Source organism: Arenibacter flavimaris, assembly GCF_030291335.1.
GTDB lineage: Bacteria > Bacteroidota > Bacteroidia > Flavobacteriales > Flavobacteriaceae > Arenibacter.
On the sequence record NZ_JASWIM010000087.1, the window covers coordinates 1 to 1,749 of the forward strand.

Consider the following 1,749-nt stretch of genomic DNA (forward strand, 5'->3'; position numbering starts at 1 on the left):
GTCGAGTAGGTAAAGGGGAATTTCACCCCTAAACCTCTCACAGAACCGTACGTGATAGTCTCCCATCATACGGCTCTTCTTAAACCAAGACTGCAATTATGGTCTTAACACGGGATATTGCCAATGATAGAAAAGATTGGGGTAACATCTGGATACCTTCTGTAAGTATCGATAAGCATAGACCCACTCTTTACGTTTAAAACGACGGTATTTATTGCGTATCCACTTGACCAAACGAATATGCAATATCCTAAAGAGCTTCCTCATATCCGACAATCGGAATTTTCCATAGTAATTGACCCATCCCCTTATCTTCGGTCTTAGCAGTTCTGCTATCTTGCCAAGTGGTAATTGTACCCAACGATGGATATCCCTCTTCCTTAGTTCTGATGCAATCCTACTGGTACTCTTTTGGCTGATAGCTGGGGTAAAGCCCAATACTTGCTTACCCCTGACCCTTACTGTTCGAGGCTTGAACGTGAAGCCGAGAAAATCAAACTTCTGATAGGTTTCCTTGAGCTTAGGTTGCTTCTTTTGGTTGCGATGGCAATAGACAATCCTTGATTTCTCTTCATTGATTTCTAAGTGGCAACTCTTTAGTCGCCCCCTTATCGAACCGAGCAACTTTAATGCAGCATATTTATGTGTACAATGTACCACTATATCATCTGCGTAACGTTCAAATTCCACATCAGGATGTTGTTTCTCCATCCACTTATCAAATACTATATCCATAAAGATATTGGCCAGTACAGGACTGATGACACCACCCTGTGGCGTTCCCTTGCCTTCTGTATATAGCATGCCCCCATCGGATAACTGAACCGGTGCTTCCAGCCAGCGTTTTACATACAACAGAATGTGTTTCTGTTTTGTATGGTATTCGACTGCTTTTAACATCAAACCGTGGTCTATGTTATCAAAGAAACCTTTGATGTCCAAATCAATCACCCAACTATATCTCATACAGTTAAGCCTGCATTGTGATACGGCATCATGGGCAGATCGGTTGGGTCGATAGCCATAGCTATGGTCACTGAATGTTTTATCGACCATGGTTTCCAGTTCTGTGGCTATCACCTGTTGCGCTACCCTGTCTATGACCGTAGGTATGCCCAATGACCGTGTTCCTCCATTTCCTTTGGGAATCTTTACCTCTCGTACAGGTTTCGGAAAATAACTTCCACTGGCTAGCCTGTTCCATAACGGATATAGGTGCCTGCGTGGATTTTCTGTTATGTCCTTGATGGTCCCGCCATCTACGCCCGCACTTCCCCCATTGGCTTTTACTCGCTTAAAAGCCTCGTTTACCTGCAACTTTGTTATCGGTTGCGTCTTGTGTCCATCATCAAAAGTCATCCTTAAAAAAAATTTAAGTTGTTATACAATACATGGACATGTTCAAGTGAAGTCCTTCACTCGTCCCGCATTTCTGCGGGATTCTCTTGGATACTTTCGTTAATACGACTTCATCCGCCCCAATACGGAACTTTGCTACTTTCTGGCTGTTCCACTTCGGGACTGATGCCATTTTCGCTTGCCATTTCCATATTGGTTCTACTGTTCCTTGATAGCGCCTAGGTATAGTTCTTGCCCTCTATATGCCGTGTGCCATGTAGCCAGTAATCAGGTAACCGCTACATTCTGTCTCGCAGGGCTGCTCCCCCTTGGTTTTGGCACAATAAAGGTTACTTTCGACACGTCAATAAGGGTTCACTTGCGTTCAACTCCTATACCCGTACCTTACAG

Annotated in this window: 1 protein-coding gene; it reads right to left on the minus strand. The window is 44.0% G+C overall.

All coding sequences use genetic code 11. The annotated features are described in order from the left end of the window. Positions 1 to 96: 96 nt before the first annotated feature. Positions 97 to 1,359 carry a group II intron reverse transcriptase/maturase gene (gene ltrA / locus QSE00_RS25110; protein WP_286108018.1) on the minus strand — a complete coding sequence of 421 codons (1,263 nt, stop codon included), beginning with the start codon at positions 1,357 to 1,359 and terminating at the stop codon, positions 97 to 99. Between the last annotated feature and the right edge of the window lie 390 nt (positions 1,360 to 1,749).

Coding starts and splice junctions, on each gene's coding strand:
- ltrA (WP_286108018.1), bottom strand. CDS start 1,359: ATGACTTTTGATGATGGACACAAGACGCAACCGATAACAAAGTTGCAG.